Source organism: Actinomadura sp. NBRC 104412, from assembly GCF_030269515.1.
Lineage (GTDB): Bacteria > Actinomycetota > Actinomycetes > Streptosporangiales > Streptosporangiaceae > Spirillospora.
Genome location: NZ_BSTM01000011.1, coordinates 49,376 through 68,569 on the forward strand (window position 1 = coordinate 49,376; position 19,194 = coordinate 68,569).

17 protein-coding genes are annotated in these 19,194 nt (G+C 69.9%); 14 read left to right on the forward strand and 3 right to left on the reverse strand.

Annotated features, from left to right (window positions below; genetic code table 11):
- The first annotated feature begins 2 nt into the window (after nucleotides 1–2).
- From QSK21_RS15985 to QSK21_RS16020, 8 genes are all read left to right on the forward strand, one after another.
- Nucleotides 3–1,223 carry an MCE family protein gene (locus QSK21_RS15985; protein WP_285696614.1) on the forward strand — a complete coding sequence of 407 codons (1,221 nt, stop codon included), beginning with the start codon at nucleotides 3–5 and terminating at the stop codon, nucleotides 1,221–1,223.
- The gene (locus tag QSK21_RS15990; RefSeq protein WP_285696615.1) at nucleotides 1,220–2,473 is read left to right on the forward strand and encodes an MCE family protein; all 1,254 of its coding nucleotides are present in this window, start codon (nucleotides 1,220–1,222) and stop codon (nucleotides 2,471–2,473) included. The genes QSK21_RS15985 and QSK21_RS15990 overlap by 4 nt, the downstream gene beginning before the upstream one ends.
- The gene (locus tag QSK21_RS15995) at nucleotides 2,473–3,723 is read left to right on the forward strand and encodes an MCE family protein (RefSeq protein ID WP_285696617.1); all 1,251 of its coding nucleotides are present in this window, start codon (nucleotides 2,473–2,475) and stop codon (nucleotides 3,721–3,723) included. The genes QSK21_RS15990 and QSK21_RS15995 overlap by 1 nt, the downstream gene beginning before the upstream one ends.
- Nucleotides 3,720–4,304 carry an Rv1363c family protein gene (locus QSK21_RS16000; protein WP_285696619.1) on the forward strand — a complete coding sequence of 195 codons (585 nt, stop codon included), beginning with the start codon at nucleotides 3,720–3,722 and terminating at the stop codon, nucleotides 4,302–4,304. Before QSK21_RS15995 ends, QSK21_RS16000 begins: the two co-directional genes overlap by 4 nt.
- 8 nt (nucleotides 4,305–4,312) lie before the next feature.
- Nucleotides 4,313–4,810, forward strand: a complete 498-nt coding sequence (locus tag QSK21_RS16005) for a hypothetical protein (protein WP_285696620.1) — start codon at nucleotides 4,313–4,315, stop codon at nucleotides 4,808–4,810.
- A gap of 10 nt (nucleotides 4,811–4,820) precedes the next feature.
- Nucleotides 4,821–5,552 carry an Rv1363c family protein gene (locus tag QSK21_RS16010; RefSeq protein WP_285696622.1) on the forward strand — a complete coding sequence of 244 codons (732 nt, stop codon included), beginning with the start codon at nucleotides 4,821–4,823 and terminating at the stop codon, nucleotides 5,550–5,552.
- Between the two features lie 14 nt (nucleotides 5,553–5,566).
- A complete protein-coding gene (locus QSK21_RS16015) occupies nucleotides 5,567–6,100 on the forward strand; it encodes a hypothetical protein (protein WP_285696624.1) in 534 nt (177 codons plus the stop codon).
- 72 nt (nucleotides 6,101–6,172) lie between these two features.
- Nucleotides 6,173–7,969, forward strand: a complete 1,797-nt coding sequence (locus QSK21_RS16020; protein WP_285696625.1) for a DUF4192 domain-containing protein — start codon at nucleotides 6,173–6,175, stop codon at nucleotides 7,967–7,969.
- Nucleotides 7,970–8,431: 462 nt separating this feature from the next.
- Here the strand turns inward: QSK21_RS16020 and QSK21_RS16030 are convergent, their stop codons facing one another.
- Nucleotides 8,432–8,803: a hypothetical protein gene (locus QSK21_RS16030; RefSeq protein ID WP_285696627.1), complete on the reverse strand. Its 372-nt coding sequence runs from the start codon at nucleotides 8,801–8,803 to the stop codon at nucleotides 8,432–8,434.
- Between the two features lie 386 nt (nucleotides 8,804–9,189).
- Between QSK21_RS16030 and QSK21_RS16035 the strand changes: the two genes are divergently transcribed.
- From QSK21_RS16035 to QSK21_RS16050, 4 genes are all read left to right on the forward strand, one after another.
- On the forward strand, nucleotides 9,190–9,804 hold the full coding sequence (locus QSK21_RS16035; protein ID WP_285696628.1) for a polysaccharide deacetylase family protein: 615 nt from the start codon (nucleotides 9,190–9,192) through the stop codon (nucleotides 9,802–9,804).
- A gap of 134 nt (nucleotides 9,805–9,938) precedes the next feature.
- Nucleotides 9,939–10,454, forward strand: a complete 516-nt coding sequence (locus QSK21_RS16040) for a DUF1707 and DUF4870 domain-containing protein (protein ID WP_285696630.1) — start codon at nucleotides 9,939–9,941, stop codon at nucleotides 10,452–10,454.
- Between the two features lie 166 nt (nucleotides 10,455–10,620).
- The gene (locus QSK21_RS16045; RefSeq protein WP_285696631.1) at nucleotides 10,621–11,988 is read left to right on the forward strand and encodes an FAD-binding oxidoreductase; all 1,368 of its coding nucleotides are present in this window, start codon (nucleotides 10,621–10,623) and stop codon (nucleotides 11,986–11,988) included.
- A gap of 99 nt (nucleotides 11,989–12,087) precedes the next feature.
- Complete coding sequence (locus QSK21_RS16050; RefSeq protein ID WP_285696633.1) at nucleotides 12,088–13,353, forward strand: class I SAM-dependent methyltransferase; 1,266 nt, start codon at nucleotides 12,088–12,090, stop codon at nucleotides 13,351–13,353.
- Nucleotides 13,354–13,435: 82 nt separating this feature from the next.
- On the opposite strand, the gene QSK21_RS16055 is transcribed toward QSK21_RS16050, so the two are convergent.
- Nucleotides 13,436–14,812, reverse strand: coding sequence for an aspartate aminotransferase family protein (locus QSK21_RS16055; protein WP_285696634.1), 1,377 nt, complete (start codon nucleotides 14,810–14,812; stop codon nucleotides 13,436–13,438).
- A gap of 176 nt (nucleotides 14,813–14,988) precedes the next feature.
- On the opposite strand from QSK21_RS16055, the gene QSK21_RS16060 reads away from it, so the two are divergent.
- Together QSK21_RS16060 and QSK21_RS16065 are read left to right on the forward strand one after the other, a co-directional pair.
- Nucleotides 14,989–15,918 (forward strand): alpha/beta fold hydrolase, encoded by a 930-nt coding sequence (locus tag QSK21_RS16060; RefSeq protein ID WP_285696636.1) that lies wholly within the window; start codon nucleotides 14,989–14,991, stop codon nucleotides 15,916–15,918.
- 147 nt (nucleotides 15,919–16,065) lie between these two features.
- Nucleotides 16,066–17,331, forward strand: a complete 1,266-nt coding sequence (locus tag QSK21_RS16065) for a cytochrome P450 (RefSeq protein WP_285696637.1) — start codon at nucleotides 16,066–16,068, stop codon at nucleotides 17,329–17,331.
- 80 nt (nucleotides 17,332–17,411) lie between these two features.
- On the opposite strand, the gene QSK21_RS16070 is transcribed toward QSK21_RS16065, so the two are convergent.
- A complete protein-coding gene (locus QSK21_RS16070) occupies nucleotides 17,412–18,953 on the reverse strand; it encodes a long-chain-fatty-acid--CoA ligase (protein WP_285696638.1) in 1,542 nt (513 codons plus the stop codon).
- Nucleotides 18,954–19,194 lie beyond the last annotated feature (241 nt).

The window sequence follows — 19,194 nt, forward strand, 5'->3', positions numbered from 1 at the left end:
CCATGCGCAGGCGCGTGTGGCGCGAACGCCGCCGTACCGTCATCGCGCTGGTGCTCGCCCTGGTCCTGATGGCCGTGGCCCTGTGGGCGGTCGCCGGAGGGCCGGTCGGCAGGCGCGTCGAGGCGCATTTCGCCGCGGCCGTCGGCCTGTACAAGGGGTCGGACGTGCGCGTCCTCGGCGTCAAGGTCGGCACCGTCACCGAGGTCACCCCGATCGGCACCCGGGTCCGCACCCGGCTCGTCCTGGACCGGAAGGTGCCCGTGCCGGCCGACGCGCGGGCCGTCGTGATCGCGCCCAGCGTGGTCGCCGACCGCTACGTCCAGCTCGCCCCCGCCTACACCGGCGGAGCGCAGATGCGGGACGGAGCCGTGATCCCGGTGGAGCGCACGCAGACGCCCGTCGAACTCGACCAGCTCTACGACAGCCTCAAACGCATCGCAGGGGACCTCGGCCCCAAGGGGGTCAACCGCCAGGGCGCCCTGTCCCGCGCGTTGCAGGTCGGGGCGGACAACTTGCAGGGCAACGGTGAAGCGCTCAACGACACGATCGCGCAGTTCGGCCAGGCCGGCCGGACGCTGGCGGACTCCAGCGACGACCTGTTCGCGACCATCTCCAACCTGCAGAAGTTCACCACAATGATCAAGAACAACGACGCGCAGGTGCGGATGGCCGAACGGCAGCTCGCCGACGTCACCGGGTTCCTGGCCGCCGACCGCGACGAGCTGGGCGCCGCGCTGCGCGAGCTGGCCGCGGCGCTCGCCCAGGTCCGCACGTTCATCCGGGACCACAGGACGCTGCTCAAGACCGACATCGACAGGCTCGCGTCCATCACCCAGGTGCTGGTCGACCAGCGGCACTCGCTGGCCGAGGCGTTCGACGTGCTGCCGCTCACCGCCACCAACCTCGTCAACAGCTACGACCCCGCCACCCGCACGCTGATGGGACGCGGCAACCTCAACGAGATCAGCATGTTCCCGGACTCCGGGGTGTCCGCGGCGCGCTCGGCCCTGGACGCGATCACCCAGGGCACCGGCAACCCCGTGTGCGGCACCGCCGCCAGGACCGACCCGACGATCGGCGCGCTGTGCGACAAGCAGCGGGCCGGGACGCTCGCCCCGGTCGAGGAAGGGTCGGCCACCGGGATCCTGCCGCCGCTGCCCCTGCCGGCCTCCGGCGACACGTTCGGGACGCCCCCCGCCAAGGGGAAGGGGGACCGGTCATGAGCCATCGCGAGCGCGGGCAGGTTTTCCGTTCGCGGCGTTCCGTGGCGTCGGCGATGGCGGTCGCCACGGCCGCCACCGTGTTCCTCAGCGGGTGCGGGGGCGGGTTCACCGGGATCCAGGACCTTCCCCTCCCCGGCGGCGCCGACCTCGGCGACGACCCGTACACCGTCACCGCCGAGTTCACCAACGTGCTCGACCTCGTCCCGCAGGCCGCCGTGAAGGTGAACGACGTCGCGGTGGGACGGGTGTCCAAGGTGTCGCTGCCCGTGAACAGCTGGACCGCGCAGGTCACCATCGTCCTCAACGGGAAGGTGCGGCTGCCCGCCAACGCCACGGCACGGCTGGAGCAGTCCAGCCTGCTCGGCGAGAAGTACATTCAGCTCGCCGCGCCGTCCCAGGGCGCCGTCGGCACGCTGCGCGACGGGTCGCGCATCCCCGCGTCCCGGACCGGCCGCAACGTCGAGGTCGAAGAGGTGCTCGGCGCGCTGTCGCTGCTGCTCAACGGCGGAGGGCTGCCGCAGTTGCGGACCATCTCCCGGGAGATCAACGCGGCGCTCGCCGGCAACGAGCCCCAGATCAAGTCGCTGCTCTCCCGCCTCAACGAGCTGACCTCCAGCCTGGACGCCGGGAAGAGCGACATCGTCGCCGCGCTGGACGGCCTCAACCGGCTGTCGGCCACCCTGTCCACCCGCCGCCAGAAGATCAACACGGTGCTGACCGACCTCAGCCCGGGGCTCAAGGTGCTGGAGGAACAGCGCGGCGCCCTCATCCGGCTGCTGCGCCAGTTCGACGAACTGTCGGACGTCGCGGTGCGCACCATCAACGCGTCCAAGGAGGACTTCGTCGCCGACCTGCGCGCCCTCGCCCCCATCCTGCGCAAGCTCGCCGACGCCGGAAAGGACCTGCCGCGGTCGCTCGAAGTGCTGTTCACCTACCCGTTCACCGACGAGGTGCTGAACGCGGTCAAGGGTGACTACCTCAACGTGTACCTGTCGGTGACGGCCGTGCCCGGCACCCAGCTCATCCCGTCGCTCACGGACGCCGAGGAGCCTCCCCCGGAGGCGGCGTCCAACGCGCGGGGCGTCCCGACGCTGCCGCTGCCACCGGCCGACACGCCGTCGGTCGTGGAACCGCCGATCGTCCCCGGCACGCCCTCGCCGTCCGCGAGCCCGACCGCGCCCGACTCGGGCACCCCGTCCGGCGGCGCGGGGATCCTGCCGGAGCTCACCCCGGGACAGGGAGGCGGCTGATGATCACCCTCGGCACGCGGCTCAGGACCCTCGCGTTCCTCGTCATCTCGGTGACGGTGATCGCGTTCATCGGGTCCCGGTACGCCGACCTCGGCCGGTACATCGGCCTGCGCGGCTACTACGTCGCCAAGCTCGAACTCGCCGAGACCGGCGGGCTGTTCCCCGGCTCCAACATCACCTACCGGGGCGTCTCCGTCGGCCGGGTCGGCGACCTGCATCTCACCGACGACGGCGTGGTCGCCGACCTGAAGATCAACGACTCGGCGCCGCCCATCCCGTCGAACCTGCGCGCGGTCGTCGCCAACCTCTCCGCCGTCGGCGAGCAGTACGTGGACCTGCGTCCCTCGCACAACCGCGGCCCGTACCTCCGCGACGGAACGGTGATACCGCGCTCGGTCACCACCACGCCCGCGCCCGTCACCGACCTGCTCAAGTCCGCCAAGGACTTCACCGGCTCCGTACCGCTGGAGTCGCTGCGGATCGTCGTAGATGAGTTCTACCGGGCGTTCAACGGGCAAGGGCCGTACCTTCAGGCGCTGATGGACGCGCAGAACATCTTCATCCGCGCCGCCGACGCCAACATCCGTCCCACCAGCACGCTCATCCACGACGGCGAACTCGCCCTGCGCACGCAGAACCAGGAGGCCGCCGCGCTCAAGGCGTTCGCCGACGGCTCCAGGCTCCTCGCGCAACAACTGCGCACCTCCGACGCCGACCTGCGCAGGCTCATCGCGGTCTCCCCCCAGGCGAGCTCGGAGATCGCAGGACTGCTGCGCGACCTCGACCCCAGCTTCGCCGTCGTCATCGCCAACCTCCTCACCGTGTCCGACCTCACCGTCACCCGGGTGAACGGACTGGAGGAACTGATGGTGCGGCTACCGCAGGTGACGGCCATCGGCTCCACCGTGGTGAACGACGGCAAGATCCGCTTCGGGCTCGTCACCACCTTCTTCGACCCGCTGCCCTGCACCCAGGGGTACGGCGGCACCACGTACCGAAACGGGCTCAACACCTCCGCCGGGCCGCCGCTCAACACCGGTGCGCGGTGTACCATGCCGGCGAGCAGCGGCGTCAACGTCCGTGGCGCGGCCAACGCCCCGCGCGGCGGCGTCCCCGAGCCGGCCCGCCCCGGCTTGGTGGGCCTCACCTCCGCCCCGGACACCGGCCTCCCCGGTGCGCTCGGCCTCCCCGGCGTGGACGCGCGGCAACCCGACATGGGCGACCTTCTCGGCCTGGGAGCGGACCGATGACCGGCAACTCCACGGAAGCCCCCGTCAAGGTGGACGAAGAGCGTTCAGAACAGCCGGAACAGGAGGCCGCCGAGCCGAGCCGCCGGGGCACACGGCTCGCCTGGGCCCTGGTGCTGGCCGCCGCGGTCTTCCTCGGCTGGTCCTGCTGGACGTACTGGGACCTGCGTCAGGGCGAGACCCAGGACATGGCCCGCGACCGCGACCGCGTCGTGATCGCCGCCAAGCAGCAGATCGCGGCGCTCAACACCATGGACGCCAAGCGCATCGACCAGGGACTGCAAAGCTGGCTCGACGCGTCCACCGGTCCGCTGCACGACGAGCTGAGACGCACCCGTGACGAGAGCCGCCGGACCGTGCAGCGCTCCGGCACCAGCGCCACCGGCACCGTCTCCGACGCCGCCCTCACCGCCCTGGACCGCCGCGCCGGCACCGCCCGGGTCATCGCCACCGTCCGGATCGAGATCACCCGTCCCGGAGCCGCGGCGACCGTCCAGAGACGGCGCTACGATGCCGCCTTGACCCGTACCGCCGAGGGCTGGAAGCTCAAGTCGCTGACCTCACTCCCGGCGGGCACCAGGTGAGGAGTTCCATGGCAGCGCACCGGCGCCCCCTCGTCCTCGCCGTGGTCCTCGCGCTCGCGGGCGCCGCCGTCCTGGCCCTGACCACGCAGCAGCGGGACACCGTCCCGTCCGCCAACCGCGCCCTCCTGGACGCCGAGGCCACCACCAAGGTCACCGGCGATGTCAGCAACGCGCTGGTGAAGATCTTCTCGTACCGGCACGGCGACGTCGCCACCACCGAACGGACCGCGGCCCAACTGCTGGAAGGCCGCGCCGCCCAGCAGTACCGCGGCCTGTTCCCCCAGGTCAAACAGCAGGCCCCGAATCAGAAGCTGGACCTGTCCACCCGCGTCGTCCGGATCGGCGTCACCCGCCTGACCGGCGACAGCGCGACCCTCCTGGCCTTCCTGGACCAGCAGAGCACCCGCAACGGCCGGCCCGCGGGCGGCACCGCCGCCGCCCAGCTTGTCGTGACCGCCCACCTCCGCGACGGCCAATGGCGCATCGCCGAGATCCGGTCGAGCTGAGAGGCGCCCAATGGAACCCACCACCGTGAACGCTCCCGAAGCCCCGGCCGACGAGCCGCATGAACCCGAAGACTCCGAGACCCCCGAGGCGCCGAGCGAAACCCCGGACGAAACCTTGGGCGAATCCGAGGACGAAGCCCCGGACGAGACCGAGGACAGTGAGAAGTCCGAGACCGCCGACACGGAGGAGGAGGCGGAACCGGAAGAACCTGAGGCGGCGGAGCCGGAGGAGCAACCCACGAGCAGACGGACCGCCGCGCTCGTCCTGGCGGTGCTGGCGCTGCTGAGCGCCGCGTGGTTCGGCTGGTCGTGGTACGGGGCGGCGCACGACGAGTCACTCCGCTTCTCCGAGACCCGCGACGAGGTCCTCCGCGCCGGGGAGCAGGCCGTCCTGAACCTCAACACCCTCGACTACCGGGACCTGAACACGGGGCTCAAGCTGTGGCAGGACTCGTCCACCAGCGAGCTGTACCAGCAGATCGTGCAGGGCCGGGCGGCGTTCGAGCGGGAGGTCAAGAAGGCCAAGACCATCACGTCCGCCAAGGTGCTGGACGCGGCCGTGACCGAACTGGACCAGCACGCGGGCAAGGCGAGCGTGATCGTGGGCGTCCAGATCACCGTCACCCCGCCCAAGGGGGAGCCGGTCGTCAAGAAGACGCGGCTGATGGGAGAGCTCACCCGTACCGCGACGGGCTGGAAGCTGAGCGCGCTGGCACAGGCACCGGCAGGGGCGACCGGGTGAAAGGCGGGACGACGATGACCAAGCTCGGCACGGTGTGGCGGCACCCACGGCTCCCCGCCGCCCTGGCCGTCCTCACCATCATCCTCGGCTGCGTGGCCGCCTGGTCGGCCCGCCAGGCGCACACGCTGAACGACTCCGCGAGCGCACGCAACACCGCCCTGACCGACACCGCCCGCACCAGTGAGCTCAAAGGCCAGGTCACCGACATCATCAACACGGTCTTCTCGTACAACTACACCGATGTCGGCAAGACCGAGCGGGCCGCGCAGACGCTCCTGACCGGCAAGGCCGTCAAGCAGTACAACGAGATGATCGCCCTGGTGCGCAAGCAGGCGCCGGAGCAGCGCCTCATCCTCACCACCACGGTCACCGACAGCGGCGTGCGCATGCTGACCGGCGACAGGGCCCGCCTGCTGATCTTCGCGGACCAGCGCAGCACCCGCACGGACAAGAACCAGACCGCCTACTCGGCCACGATGTTCTCCGTGGGCGCCGTCCACCGCAACGGCCGCTGGCAAATCGAAAATATCGATACATTTCAGAGGTAACCCTCGGCCCCGTTTATCCACAGGCTCCCACCCCCCTTTCGACCGGACGCCCGGCCCGCCACAGTCGAACACATGAACGAACTGCCGCCTGGCCGGACCCCCATGGTCATCCGCAACATCGCCGACGCCATCGCCGCCATTCCCTACCTCTTCGGCTTCCACCCGGTCGAGAGCCTCGTCGTGATCGGCTACGACGGCCCGCACAACACCTGCGCCATCCGCATCGACCTCCCATCCGAAGACCCGCACGAGCCCGCGGAACGGGTGGCCGCCATGCTGGCCGACAACCACTTCCGCCAATCCCTGATAGTCGGCTACGGCCCCAAAGATCGAGTGGACAGGGCCGCCGCCACCACAGGCGCCCGCCTCCTTCACCACGGCATGGCGGTGACGGACGCGGCCCGGGTGACCGACGGCCACTGGTGGTCCCTCACCGCCCCGGACGCCGACGGCCGCCCCTGCGACATCTCCACCAGTGTCGTAGCCGCCCAGGCCACCTACTCAGGCCACGTGGCCCTGGCCGACCGCTCCGAACTCCGCCGAACGGTAGCCCCCCAAACCGGCCCACCCCACACCACAATGCAACAAGCCACCCAAAAAATAGAGGACCACCTGAAAACCTGGAAAGAAACCCTCCCCACCTCCCAATACCGCCACCACCTCATCCACAAAGGCCTAACCCTCCTCGCCACCCTGCTGAACTACCCCCCACAAACCCACACCACCGAACCCACCCAAGAACACCCCACCAACACAACAACCGCGAGTCCTCCGTCGGCCCGCGCCATTGACGCGGCGGCTCAGGTAGTACCTGTCGACCGGCATCCTGTCGATGCCGCGGGGGCCGCCCTGGAGGGCGCCGCCGAGCCCAACGATTCCGCTGAGGCGCATTCTCAGGAGATCGCGAAGTCAGGTGGGAAGCGCCCGGCCACGGCAACGACCGCGGGTCCTGCGGGCGCTCCGTCGGTCCGCGCCGGTGACGCGGCGGCTCAGGTAGTACCTGTCGACCGGCATCCTGTCGATGCCGCGGGGGCCGCCCTGGAGGGCGCCGCCGAGCCCAACGAATCGGCTGAGGCGCATTCTCAGGAGATCGCGAAGTCAGGTGGGAAGCGCCCGGCCACGGCAACGACCGCGAGTCCTCCAGACGCCTCACCGCAGCGCGCCGCCGGAGCCGTTGGACGCGCGTCCGAGACTTCGGAACGTCCAGCCGGGGCGCCGGTGCCTGGCGCGGATCTCACCGCCGAAGCGGAGCCCACGGCACCCCGCGTCCCAAGGGATGCGGGCTCGGCCGTGACCGCGGGGTTCGCCAATCCCGCCAAGGCCGTGAAGCGCGCCGGTGAATGTGCGGCCTGGGGCGAGGAGCGTCCAGCCCAGGTCGCGGGGGAGCGCGCTCCCGAAGCCCCGGGACTGACGGACGCTGCGCCGCTCAGCGGGGAACGTCGGAAGGCGAGCTCGGGATACGACCAGGCACGCCAACCCGGAAGCGCGGGTGCCGGACGGAGAAGGACGCCACGGGACGAGGAGGTCGCCTGGCTCGGGTTCGCGTTGCGCGAGCTGCGGGTCCGGGACGAGGCGTGGGTGCGCATCAACGAGGACGACCCCACGGAGGACATCCGCTTCTGGCGCGACATCCTGCGCCGGGTCGACGAGCGCTTCACCGACGCCCCCGCCTGCCTGCTGGCGTACGCCGCGTACGTGGGAGGCGATGGGAGCCTGGCCAACGTGGCTCTCGATCGAGCGTCGCCCGACTACTCGATGGCCGCGCTTCTCCGCAGCGTCATCGACGCCGGGGTCCCGCCGTCCGAAGTACGCCTCCGCATGTCGCCCGAAGAACTCGCCGACATCTACGCCGAAGAGGAGCGGGAATGACGCCCAGACGACAGGCCCCCCGGCCCCCGTAAACCCGCCCGGCGGGCTACGCCGTGGCCGCCGGTCTCCTATCTAGGAGCGCTTTCGTCTTGGACGCCCCTTCATATGGTTAGCCGGCGCTGGCAGATGAGGGTGGCGGCGATGCCGACGAAGACCAGGAAGCGCTCGGATTCGCGCTCGCAGCACCGATGCAGACGGCGGCCAAGTTCAGCCCGTGGTCAGCCCGTGGGAGGCCGCAACGGTGGTCGCGGTTGGCGCCTCACGGTTCCCGTAGTGGCCCCCCGTAGCGGGCTGGGTGCCACGTTGCGGGGGCAGGGGAGGTTGTGGGGACAGGGGAGATTCAAGAGACAGGGGAAAGTGGGAGACGGGGGAGGTTGGGGCGGGAGAGTCGGGGCGTCGCCTGTTGGACGGGGCCTCGGGCTGTTGGGGGGTGGTTGTTGTGCGGGGGTGGGGTGCCGGGGCTTAGGAGCGGACGGCTTCGCCGGGGGAGCCGGGGTCTATTCGGCGGTCGCGGTTGCGTTCGTTCCAGGCCCTCATGCGGGGTGGGTAGCCGACGAGTTGTACGTCGTAGACGGGCAGGCCGAGATTGCGTGCCACCTTGGCGATGACCTGGGGCGACCCGACACGGCGCCGGGTCCACTCGCCGTCGTGGGCGACGGCCACGGCGGTGGTGTCGGTGGCGAAGGTCTCGGGCTCGACGAAGAACTCCACGCCCTGGCGGCTGCGCGCGAACGCGATGAGCGCCTCGATGTCGGCGTCGGTGGCCTCGCGGTCGAGCCTGGTCACCGAGGAGCCGCGCTTCTTGCGAAGGCCGAACCGGTCCCGGAACCTCATGGTGCGTCCCGTCGTCTGATGCCGCCCCGGAACCCCTCCGGAGTCACTGTGCGAACACGACGATAACGAATGTCGGGCGAAAAGGGTTTCCCCGGCGACACGGGCGTGACGTGGCCACGGTGCTGTGGTGCCCCCTGCCTAGACTGGCTAGATCAACTATGGGCGTGGTCGGGGGAGCGTTCATGGCAGGGCGGTGGGCTGGTTTGACACTGCGCTCATCGGCGGTGGCCATGGGCATGTCCATTTGTGGCTGCCTTGCCGCGTCCATGCCGACTGCGACGCAGAGCGCGCCCTCCGGTAATACCGAACGTGGGCGTCGTGCGGGCGTCCGGGTTGTCAGCGTTGAATCCGCCCAAGTACCGGCGAGGCCGCTTGATCCTGTTGATTTGGCGGTCGACTGCCGGACGAGGAAGTGTGTCGCGCTCACCTTCGACGACGGCCCGGCCCCTGTGACGGGTCGGCTGCTGGACACGCTGGCCGCCCATCGAGTGAGGGCCACGTTCTTCCTGGTCGGCGAGAATGTCGAGCGGTACCCCGAGATCGTCGCCCGGGAGGCGAGGGAAGGCCATGAACTGGCCAACCACTCGTACTCCCATCCGAATCTGCGCCGGCCGTCCGAACGGGCGGTCCGTCGCCAACTGCGGCGTACCCAGGAGGTGATCCGGCGCGTCACGGGGGTGACGCCCACGCTGATGAGGCCGCCGTACGGGGCGACCGACAAGGGGGTCGCCGCCATCACCAGGGAGCTGGGGCTGGCGCAGGTGCTGTGGTCGGTGGACCCGCTGGACTGGCGGGTCCGTGACAAGCGGAACGTCGCACGCGTGGTGTCGCATGAGGCCCGCAAGGGAGCCATCGTGCTGATGCACGACATCCATCCGAGCACCGTCGCCGCCGTTCCCCGCATCATCGAACGGCTGTCGCGCAAGGGGTACTTCTTCGTCACGGTGTCCGAGCTGTTCGGCGGGCCGCTCGTACCGGGGAAGATCTACACCGATCGCTGAGGCCCGGTGCCTTGCCGCGCGCCCGCTCCCGGCGTCCCTGAAGGCGGATCGTCCCGGTGATGGGGGGCATCTCAGGGGCGGTTGGGGGGTTTCCCTGATGGTGACGAGGGTGGGCGGGCGTTCACCATGGAGCCATGAACGGTGGATACACGGCACCTGAGCTGCGCGTTTCCGATGCCGAACGGGACCAGGTCGTGGAACGGCTCCAGGAGGCGTACGCCGAGGGACGCCTGGAGCACGACGAGTTCGACATGCGGATGCATCTGGCGATGACGTCCAAGACCCGCGGCGATCTGGCCGCGGTCACGCGGGACCTGGCTCCGGTGAGGAGCGTGGCCCGCCCGCCGTCCGGGTCCGTCACCGGCGAGGACCGGATGCTGGCGGCACTGGCGCACGGCGCGGGCATCGCGACGCTGTTCGTGGGCCCGCTGGTCCTGATGCTGACGAGCGGGAAGCGTTCGGCGTACGTCAGGCGGCACGCGGTGGAGGCGGTGAACTTCCAGCTGACGCTGCTGCTCGTGACGATCGTGACGTTCGGGATCGGCGCCATCGTGTACGCGGTGAGCTGGGCCGTCGCGGCCGTCGCCGCCGTGGTCGGCCTGACGGGTGCGCCCTTCCGCTACCCGTGGATCCTCCGCCTGGTCAAGTAGCCCGCCCAGTCCCGCCCCGCGCGCCCTTCTGGTGGGAGAGTGGGAACGGCGCGGGTCGGGTCGCTGGGGTTTATTCCCTCTGTGTCCTGTGACGACCCTCTCGCCGCAATCATGTGGAAGATACATGTGGTCGGTCGCTTTACTGGTCACGGCACTGGAGGGGTGGATGACGGAGCTACTGGTCAAGGGCGATCATCAGCGGGCCGTGGAGGCGCTGCGGAGGTCGTACGAGGCGATCCCCGAGGGGGCGCCGGTGCGGCTGGCCAAGCGCACCTCCAACCTCTTCCGGTGGCGGGACCCGTCGGACGCGCCGGGGCTGGACGTGTCCGGATTCGACCGGGTGCTGAGCGTCGACCCGGGGTCCCGTACCGCCGAGGTGCAGGGCATGACGACCTACGAGGACCTGGTCGACGCCACGCTGCCGCACGGGCTGATGCCCACGGTGGTGCCGCAACTCAAGACGATCACCCTGGGCGGGGCGGTGACCGGCCTCGGGATCGAGTCGACCTCGTTCCGTCTCGGGCTGCCGCACGAGGCGGTCCTGGAGATGGAGGTGCTCACCGGGGACGGGCGGATCGTCACGGCGACCCCCGACAACGAGCACCGGGACCTCTTCTTCGGCTTCCCCAACTCCTACGGGACGCTCGGCTACAGCCTCCGGCTGAAGATCGAGCTGATCCCGGTCAAGCCCTACGTGCGGCTGCGCCACCTGAGGTTCGGGGACGCGGCGGAGCTGTCCCGGGTCATCGCGAAGATCACCGAGGACGAGGCGTACGACGGCGAGCACGTCGACTTCATGGACGGCACCGTCTTCTCCGCGAACGAGCAGTACCTCACCCTCGGCACGTTCACCGACACCGCCCCTTACACGTCCGACTACACGGGCCAGCGGATCTACTACCGGTCGATCCAGGAGCGCTCGGTCGACTTCCTGACGGTCCGCGACTACATCTGGCGCTGGGACACCGACTGGTTCTGGTGTTCGGGTGCGTTCGGCGTCCAGAACCCGGTCGTGCGCAGGCTGTGGCCGGACAAGGCCAAGCGTTCGGACGTCTACCGCAAGCTCGTCGCCTACGACCGCCGTTTCCACATCATGGCGCGGGTGGACCGGTGGCGCGGCCAGCGTCCCCGCGAGGACGTCATCCAGGACATCGAGGTGCCCGTGGAGCGGCTGCCCGACTTCCTGGAGTTCTTCCACGAGAAGGTGGGGATGAGCCCGATCTGGCTGTGCCCGCTGCGCGCGCGCGACCGCTGGCCCCTCTACCCGCTCGAACCAGGGCGCACGTACGTGAACGTCGGCTTCTGGGGGACGGTCCGGCTCCCCCCGGGGCAGATACCCGAGTACCACAACAGGCTCATCGAGCGTAAGGTCGCCGCCCTGGACGCGCACAAGTCCTTGTACTCGACGTCCTTCTACAGCCGTGACGAGTTCTGGCGTCACTACGACGGGGAGACCTACCAGCGGCTCAAAAAGGCGTACGACCCCGGGAAGCGGCTTCTGGACCTCTATGACAAGTGCGTGCGCGGGCGCTAGCGGGTAGGACACGTCCGGGCATCGGGGGAGCCCCCAGGCTCGGCCGGGCGGTGACGCCGGCACCCCTGCGGACGGGGTGGAAAGACAGGAGGGATCATCATGACGCTGGCCAGGGTCTTCGAGGAGCTTGTCGGGCCTGATACGCCAGTGGAGTTCGTCGCGTACGACGGCTCTCGCGCGGGGCGGCAGGGGGCCGCGATCCGGTTCGAGGTGCGGTCGCCGTACGCGGTGTCCTACCTGGTGCACTCGCCTGGTTCGCTGGGACTGGCCCGCGCGTACGTCAGCGGCTACCTGGACGTCAGCGGCGACATGTACACGGCGCTGTCCACCATGACGCAGGCCCTCGGTGACGTGACGGTGAGCGACAAGCTCAAGGTGCTCCGGGAGGTCCTGAAGGACCCGTTGCTGCGCGCCGCCGTGAGCAGGCGTCTCGACCCGCCCCCACAGGAGGCGCCGTTCAGTCGCGTGCCGTCGTGGCTGCGGCACTCCAAGCGGCGCGACGCCAAGGCGATCTCGCATCACTACGACGTGTCCAACACCTTCTACGAGTGGGTGCTGGGGCCGTCCATGGCGTACACGTGCGCGTGCTTTCCCAAGGAAGACTCGACCCTCGAAGAGGCGCAGTACTTCAAGCACGACCTGGTGGCCAAGAAGCTCGGTCTCAAGCCGGGCATGCGGCTGCTGGACGTGGGCTGCGGCTGGGGCGGCATGGTCATGCACGCCGCCAAGGAGTATGGGGTGAAGGCGCTGGGCGTCACCCTGTCCAAGCAGCAGGCGGAGTGGGCGCAGAAGGCCATCGCCGACCGCGGCCTGTCGGAGCTCGCCGAGGTGCGGCACCTGGACTACCGGGACGTCACCGAGACCGGGTTCGACCGGGTCAGCTCGATCGGCCTCACCGAGCACATCGGCAAGAAGAACCTGCCCGCGTACTTTTCGTTCCTGTACGGGAAGCTCAAGCCGGGCGGGCGGCTGCTCAATCACACCATCACCCGTCCCGACAACATCGCGCCGCCGATCAAGCAGGGCGGGTTCATCAACCGGTACGTGTTCCCCGACGGCGAGCTGGAGGGGCCGGGCTACATCCAGTCGCGGATGAACGACGCCGGCTTCGAGATCCGCCACCAGGAGAATCTGCGCGAGCACTACGCCCGTACGCTGGCGGGCTGGTGCCGCAACCTGGACGAGCACTGGGACGAGGCGGTCGCCGAGGTGGGCGAGGGCACGGCCCGGGTGTGGAAGGTCTACATGGCCGGCTGCCAGATCGGCTTCGAGCAGAACTGGATCCAGCTCCACCAGACGCTCGGCGTCAAGCTGGACGACAGCGGCGACGCCCACATGCCGCTGCGCCCGGACTGGGGCTCCTGACCCCGCGCTTTTGGGAGACCAGCGGAAGGCCCCGTACCGCCGCCCTGGTACGGGGCCTTCGGCGTGACACCGCCGGTGGACGTCACATGCGCGACCACGCCTCGGTGAGGACGCCGCGCAGGATCTGCTCGATCTCGTCGAAGTGGCTCTGGTCGCAGATCAGCGGGGGCGCGAGCTGGACGACGGGGTCGCCGCGGTCGTCGGCGCGGCAGTAGAGCCCCGCCTCGTACAGGGCCCGGTCCAGGAAGCCGCGCAGCAGCCGTTCGGACTCCTCGTCGTCGAAGGTCTCCCGGGTGTCGCGGTCCTTGACCAGTTCGATGCCGTAGAAGTAGCCGTCGCCGCGCACGTCCCCGACGATCGGGAGGTCGCGCAGGCGGTCCAGGGTGGCGCGGAACGCGTCCTGGTTGCGCAGGACGTGGCCGGGCAGGTCCTCGCGCTCGAACAGGTCGAGGTTGGCCAGGGCGACGGCGGCGGACACGGGGTGCCCGCCGAACGTGTAGCCGTGGGCGAACATGGTCGTCCCGTTGCGGAACGGCTCGAACAGGGCGTCGTCCACCAGCATTCCGCCGAGCGGCGAGTACCCGGAGGTCAGGCCCTTGGCGAAGGTGATGATGTCGGGCCGGTAGCCGTACCGCTGCGCCCCGAACATCGCGCCGAGCCGTCCCCACGCGCAGATCACCTCGTCGGAGACCAGCAGCACCTCGTGGCGGTCGCAGATCTCGCGGACGCGCTGGAAGTACCCGGGCGGGGGCGGGAAGCAGCCGCCGGCGTTCTGCACGGGTTCGAGGAAGACGGCGGCGACTGTCTCCGGGCCCTCGAACTCGATGGCCTCCTCGATCCGGTCGGCGGCCCACCGCCCGAACGCCTCGGGGTCGTCCCGCAGCGCCCGGTCGGGGGCCCGGTAGAGGTTGGTGTTGGGGACGCGGAACGCGCTGGGCACCAGCGGCTCGTACGGGGCCTTCAGGTCCGGCAGGCCGGTGAGCGACAGCGCGCCGTGCGGGGTGCCGTGGTACGCGACCGCGCGGCTGATCACCTTGTGCTTGGCCGGGCGCCCGGTGAGCTTGAAGTACTGCTTGGCGAGTTTCCAGGCGCTCTCGACGGCCTCGCCGCCGCCGGTGGTGAAGAAGACCCGGTTGAGGTCGCCCGGTGCCAGCGCCGCGATCCGTTCGGCCAGCTCGGCGGCCTGCGGGTGGGCGTACGACCAGAGCGGGAAGAACGCCAGCTCGGCGGCCTGTTTCGCGGCGGCCTGCGCCAGCTCCTCGCGCCCGTGCCCGGCCTGGACGACGAACAGCCCGGAGAGGCCGTCGAGGTAGCGGCGGCCGCGGTCGTCGTAGATGTAGGGGCCTTCGCCACGGACGATCAGCGGGACCTCACCGCCGTTCTCGTACGCCGAGTGGCGCGCGAAATGCAGCCACAGGTGGTCGCGGGCGGCGGTCTGGTGGCTCCGCTGTTCCGTCATCACTCTTCCTCGAGGCCGTATGAGTGATCCAGTTGAATCGATGCTAGGTCAGCACGGAATCCGACGCAATCATGGGGCTTCACAGCGGTATCCGAAGGGTTAGGTGATCTGGTGGGGTAGGCCGGGTCCGGGCGAAGCGGGGGATAATGGCGCCTCGAATCGCGAGGAGGGCGCTCATGGGTGACGCGGGATCCGGAGCCGGCCGGGGGATCGAACGGGGCGCGGTCAAGGCGAACGACCTGGAGTTCGGCTACCTGGCCGCGGGTCCGGAGGGCGGGCCGCTCGCGCTCTGCCTGCACGGTTTCCCCGACTCCGCGTACACCTGGCGGCACCTGCTGCCCGAACTCGCGGACGCCGGTTACCGCGCCGTCGCGCCCTTCATGCGGGGGTACGCGCCCACGGCGATCCCCGAGGACGGCGCGTACCAGACCGCCGCCCTGGCCGCCGACGTGAACGCCCTGCACGCCGCGCTCGGCGGCGGCCCGGACGCCGTGCTCATCGGCCATGACTGGGGCGCCGCCGCCACCTACGGCGCCGCCGGGCGCTCACCGGAGTCGTGGAGCAAGGTGGTCACGCTGGCGCTGCCGCCGCTGGGCGCGCTGGCCGGGTCGTTCTTCGGCTACCAGCAGCTCAAGCGGTCGTTCTACATCTTCCTGTTCCAGACGCCGCTGGCCGAGGCCGCGCTGGACCGCGCGTTCGTGGACGGGCTGTGGCGCGACTGGTCACCGGCCCAGGCGCGCGACGAGGACGGCCGCGCGGTCAACGTCGGCCACGTCATGGACTGCCTGGCCGCCCCGGAGAACAGGGAAGCCGCGATCGGCTACTACCGCGCCATGCTCGACCCGTCCCGGCACGTGCCGCGTTACGCCGCGGACCAGCAGGCCGAGGGCCTGGTGGGGGAGCGCCCGATCCTCTATCTGCACGGAGCCGACGACGGGTGCCTGGGAGTGGACGCGGTCGCCCCGGGCGGGGACGTCTCGGGTGTCCTGGCACGGCTTCCGGCGGGCTCGCGTGCCGAGATCGTCCCGGACGTGGGGCACTTCCTGCACCTCGACCGTCCCGCCGAGGTGAACGCCCGCATCCTCGCCTGGATCGCCTCCGGGTGATACGGCAGGATAAGTCGGGAGTGACCTGTGTCACTCGTCCAGAGGTCGCCCTCCGCCGCTTGACTCTGACAAGGTACGTGTAAAACAGAATCGCGTTCTAGCTGATTCTGGACGGTTCTGGCACCGGGCGGCAGACGGGAAGACGGGATGCTGAAGGTCGAGGACATCAACCTGACGGATACGGAGTTCTGGCGGCGGCCGCTCGACTACCGGCACGAGGCGTTCAAGACCCTGCGCTGGGAACCGAGACTGGTGCGCTTCGACGAGCCCGACGTCGTGATCGTCCCGCAGGGCCCCGGCTACTACGCGCTCACCCGGCACGCCGACGTGGTCGAGGCGTCCCGGCGCCCCCAGGACTTCTGCTCGGGCAAGGGCGCCACGCAGATCTCCGACCTGCCGGCCGAGATGAACGAGTACTTCGGCTCCATGATCAGCATGGACGACCCCCGGCACGCCAAGATCCGCCGCATCGTGTCCCGGGCGTTCTCGCCCCGCATGATCCGGCGGTTCGAGGACGACGTCGAGCGCGTCGCCGAGGGCATCGTCGAGCGGGTCGCGTCCGGCGCCGGCAGCGGCGACTTCGTCCGCGACGTGGCCGCGCGGCTCCCACTGAAGATCATCTGCGATCTGATGGGGATCGGCGAGGAGCACTACACGACGGTCCTGGACGCCACCAACGTCATCCTCGCCGGCAACGACCCCGAGTACCTCCCCGAGGACCCCGAGGCGGCCGCCCTCGCGCTGCTCAACGCGGGCCGCACCCTCAAGGAACTGGTCGAGGACCTCGGCCGGCGCCGTCGCGCCGAACCCACGGGCGACCTCACCTCCGCACTGGTCAACGCCGAGGTGGGGGCGGACGACGACCGGCACGGCGGGGAGGCGCTCACCGACCAGGAGCTCGGGTCGTTCTTCATCCTGCTGGTGGTGGCCGGGAACGAGACCACGCGCAACGCCATCGCGCACGCCCTGGACCTGTTCACCCGCCACCCCGAGCAGCGGGCCCTGCTGACCGAGGACTTCGAGGGACGCGTCGCCGGGGCGGTGGAGGAGATCGTCAGGTACGTGTCCCCGGTCATCTGGATGCGGCGCACCGCGACCCGCGACACCACGCTCAACGGCCACGAGGTCAAGGAGGGCGACAAGCTCCTCCTCTACTACTGGTCGGCCAACCGGGACGAGACCGTGTTCACCGACCCCGAGCGCTTCGACATCACCCGCGCCCCGAACCCGCACGTCGGCTTCGGCGGCCCCGGCCCGCACTTCTGCCTCGGCGCCCACCTGGCCCGCCGCGAGATCACCGTGATGTACCGGACGCTGCTGCGCCGCCTCCCCGGGATCCGCGCGGCCGGAGAGCCCGACCGCCTGGAGTCCAGCTTCATCAACGGCATCAAGCGCCTGCCGTACACCTTCTGACCCGCCCGACCCGCCCGCCCTGCCCGCCTGCCCTGCCCGCCGGTCCGGGAGCCGGACCGGCGGGCGAGGGGCGCCTCGCGCTACCGCAGCTCGCGCTTGAGGATCTTGCCGGTGGCGGTCATCGGCAGCTCGTCCCGAAACTCCACGACGCGCGGGTACTTGTAGGCGGCGAAGTTCTCCTTGCCCCAGGCGATCAGCTCGTCCTCGGTGATCTCGGCGCCCGGCTCGCGGATCACGAACGCCTTGATCTCCTCGCCGTGCGCCTCGTCCGGGACGCCCACCACCGCGGCCAGCGACACCGCCGGATGGGTCATCAGGACCTCCTCGATCTCCCGCGGGTACACGTTGAACCCACCGCGGATGATCATGTCCTTGGAGCGGTCGACGATGTAGTAGTAGCCGTCCTCGTCCCTGCGGGCGATGTCACCCGTGCGGAACCAGCCGTCCTTGATCGCCTCCGCGGTGGCCTCCGGGCGCCCGTAGTAGCCCTTCATGATGTTGTGGCCGCGGATCGCGATCTCGCCGGGCCCCTCGCCCTCGATCGTCTTCCACTGCTCGTCCACCAGCTTCACCTCCACGCCCCAGATGGGCGTGCCGACCGAGCCGGGCTTGGTGGGACGGTCCGGCTGGTTGAAGGTGGCGACCGGCGAGGTCTCCGACAGCCCGTACCCCTCCAGCACCTTCACCCCGAACTTGGCCTCGAAGCCCTTCAGCACCTCCAGCGGCAGCGAGGCCCCGCCGGAGACACAGGTGTGCAGGTTCGCCGCGATCTCCTCGGGCGGTACGGTGCCCTGGTCCGACAGCAGCGCCCAGTACATGGTCGGGACGCCGGCGAACACCGTGACCTTCTCCCTGGCCATCAACCGCAGCGCCTCCGCCGGCTCGAACCGCGGCTGCAACACCATGGTCGCGCCGCGCCGCACCGCCACGTTCATCACGCAGGACTGCCCGAACGCGTGGAACATCGGCAACGTCACCAGCGACACGTCATGGTCGGTCCGGTCGAACATCGTGTCCGAGACGAACGCGTTGATGAGCATGTTCGAGTGCGTCAGCTCCGCGCCCTTCGGCCGGCCGGTGGTGCCGCTGGTGTAAAGGATCACCGCGGTGTCGTCCGCCCCCGTCAGCGCCGGCTCGAACGTCGACGGCTGCCCGGTCAGCGCCGGCCAGAACAGCTCCGCGTCCTCGTACGGCGACTCGGTCGCGCCGGGATCGGCCGTCATCAGGAACAGGTGCTCGCAGCCGTCCACGCTCTGGAACCCGGCATGCCCCATCTCGCCCAGCGGCAGCTCGGCCGTCCCCTCGAAGACGAACAGCGCCTTGGCGTCGGAGTCTTCCAGGTGGTAGGCGATCTCCCGCGGCTTGAGCAGCACGTTCAGCGGGACGACCGTGGCCCCGGCCTTGAGGATCCCGAAGTAGACCATCGGGAAGTACGGGACGTTCGGGCAGGACAGCCCCACCTTGTCCCCCTCGCCGATCCCACGGGATCGCAGCAGGCCGGCGACCTGGTTCGCGATCGCGTCGATCGTCGCGTACGACAACCGCATGTCGCCGAAGACGACGGCGTCGCGGTCGGGGTACTTGCGGGCGGCATCCTCGAGCAGGACGGAAAGGTTGAGCATGGGCGCTCCTCGCGCGAGGCCGGTCACACGTCGGTTGTTACCGGCGAGTGTATGAATGGTAGAGATCATCCTGCTTGATCCGGACGCGTCGCGCCATCCCCTCTCCGAGTCCGTGACGTGCGGTTCCACTGTGAAATGAGGGTCGCGGCCAGGACCCGGTGCGGGCTCACAACCGGTTCGCTGACCCGTCACAACCCAGGAATAGCGGCGGGAAGCCGGCCGTTCATTGGCACAGCGGCGT